General features: G+C 51.8%; 3 protein-coding genes. All 3 read left to right on the top strand.

The features are described from left to right. Positions 1-1,173: 1,173 nt before the first annotated feature. Complete coding sequence (locus tag ACQG0S_RS24490) at positions 1,174-1,317, top strand: hypothetical protein (protein ID WP_032610644.1); 144 nt, start codon at positions 1,174-1,176, stop codon at positions 1,315-1,317. A gap of 427 nt (positions 1,318-1,744) precedes the next feature. Continuing rightward, positions 1,745-1,972, top strand: a complete 228-nt coding sequence (locus ACQG0S_RS24485; protein WP_021243043.1) for a YgdI/YgdR family lipoprotein — start codon at positions 1,745-1,747, stop codon at positions 1,970-1,972. 366 nt (positions 1,973-2,338) lie between these two features. Next, positions 2,339-2,511 (top strand): Rop family plasmid primer RNA-binding protein (locus ACQG0S_RS24480; RefSeq protein ID WP_426751011.1); only part of this gene is annotated, 173 nt, incomplete at its 3' end.

Below are 2,511 nucleotides of genomic sequence, written 5' to 3'. Positions count from 1 at the left end.
GGAAGATGCGTGAAAATCGGTGAACGGGTGCGCAATTCAGTGCGCGGCCGTGAGGCGATGGCGGGGTGTCGGGGCGCAGCCCTGACCTGGGTATTTGTGATGCCGGCGCGTGCGCGGTATTACAAATACACATCCTGTCCTGAGTGGTTCCCCGGGAACAGGCAAAAAAAAACCGGGGAGCTGCCCGGAAGGTAAGTCAAGTTAGATTAGATTACTTTCACTCATCCATAACAGCATCATGCAACGACGACCATCGTCCGTGACGGCCGCCTCGTTTAAGTATGGACAGAAATACAGAAAATGCTCAGGACGAAATGTAATGAATGCGAACGGATTCAAGAAATTCGAGCATGACCGTCCTTACGGCCGGTTCAGTTTCAGACAAAATCTGCCGGTATGCATCCAGCATCATGGCTCCGGCATCCCCCCGGCACGCCGGAGCCAGCCCGAAACAACAGACACAAACAGGTGTCGCTCATCATCAAGAGTCATCAGGTCTCCGGAAGAAAAACCAAACATGGCTTACCTCCTGTTAACGGCAACGCAGAAGAAAGGTTTACAGGGTAGCGGGCAGGAAAATAAAAAAATTGCAGTCAGCCCGGAACGGCTGCTGAACCGGTACAGGCGGGTTCCGGGCGCAGCGCCGGACCAGTCACTCAGCGCTAGCGGAGTGTATACTGGCTAAAATGTAACACCGCAGTAACGCATAGCATAACTGCTACATAAGACAGGCGCAGAAAATGAAAGAAAACGCGTCAGGAGAAAATGTAATACAGGATATATTCCGCTTCCTCGCTCACTCACTCGCTGCGCTCGGTCGTTCGGCTGCGGCGAGCGGTACGGGCTTACGGGTGGAGCAGAAATTTCCTAGGGGATGCCAGCTAGGGGATGCCAGGAAGATACTTAGCGAAGAAGGCATAAGGCCGCGCCGAAGCCGTTTTTCCATAGGCTCCGCCCCCCTGACGAGCATCACGAAATCTGACGCTCAAATCAGTGGTGGCGAAACCCGATGCGGCTTAAAGATACCAGGCGTTTCCCCCTGATGGCTCCCTCGTGCTCCCCCGCATTCCTGCCTTTCGGTTTACCGGTGTCACTCCGCTGTTATGGCCGCGGTTTCTCATTCCACGCCTGACACTCGGTTCCGGGAAGGCAGTTCGCTCCAGGATGGACTGTATGCACGAACCCCCCGTTCAGTCCGACTGCTGCGCCTTATCCGGTAACTATCGTCTTGAGTCCAACCCGGAAAGACACGTAAAAACGCCACTGGCAGCGGCCACTGGTAAGGGGTATACAAGATTACTGGTGCAGAGTTCTTGAAGTTGACGCCTGACTGCGGCTACACTAGAAGGACAAATTTGGTGGCAGCGGTCTTGTACACCCTGTTACCACGGTTCAGAAACTTGCCGGTTTGCTGAACCTTCGAAAAACCACCTTGCCGGGTGGTTTTTTCGTTTACAGGGCAAGAGATTACGCGCGAAAAAAAAGGATCTCAAGAAGATCCTTTTATAAATTAGACATCCAACCTCACAAAGAGGAATACTTAAATCATCTTGGTATATGTATCGGTCGGATTACATCAGATATAAGCCCGCACTGCCCCCTCCCCGCCAGACACCACACTTTAACCATAACACCTCGCACCTAACTCGATATGCAGCCCACCATCAAGCCTCTTTTCACATAAAAAATGACCTATAGTTAGATGGTTAGTGACCAAAACTGATATGGATAAAAGGAGCTGGCTTTGAAAAAGATTTTTGTTTCCGTGTTCGCAGCGGCAGTTGCGCTTTCAGCCCTCACCGGCTGCACGCGCACAAGCTATGCCATACACACCAATGACGGGCGCACTATTGTCAGCGACGGCAAACCTAAAGAATCAGACTCAGGCCTGCTTGGCTATACAGACGCGAATGGTGTCAAACAGCAGATCAATAAAACCGACGTTAAAGAAGTCTCCGAAATTCCGCACTGAGCATCTTCTCCGAAAAAGGCCGCTAATGTGGCCTTTTTCTTTACCTGGGGTTCTCCGCCAAAATCCCAGCAAATTGCACCACCAAAGCTAAAAGCTTCCAGGGTTGTCTAAAAAGCACAAGACATTAGAGGAAGTGCGGTTTTTATAATCAAGCCCCCCAAGAATTTACCATAACATCCGTTGCCCGCACCGCCTCAGACGCACTCAGCGCTTTTCTGACGGAACCATGACCAAAAACCACAACAAACCACCCCGGAACCCGCCAGAAACGCTCCTGTTAAATTTTAACGGCATGCATGACTATGCACCAGAATGACGGCATGCTCTTTTCACGCAAAAATCATCACCAGACGGGGAAAATCACCAGTGACCAGACAGGAATCCGCCGCCCTCAACATGGCCAAATTTATCCGCTCACAGACACTCCTCCTCCTCGAGCGGCTCGAACAGATGGATCTGGATGAGGCTGCCGGCTGCTGTGAGCACCTGCACGATCAGGCCGAAGCACTTTACACCATGCTGAACGCACAGACAGGCGA

Origin of the sequence: Enterobacter cloacae complex sp. 418I7 (genome assembly GCF_050030705.1) — a bacterium.
GTDB classification, from domain to species: domain Bacteria; phylum Pseudomonadota; class Gammaproteobacteria; order Enterobacterales; family Enterobacteriaceae; genus Enterobacter; species Enterobacter intestinihominis.
Note: the sequence above shows the minus strand (reverse complement) of the source record. Positions and strands in the feature narration are given on the sequence as shown.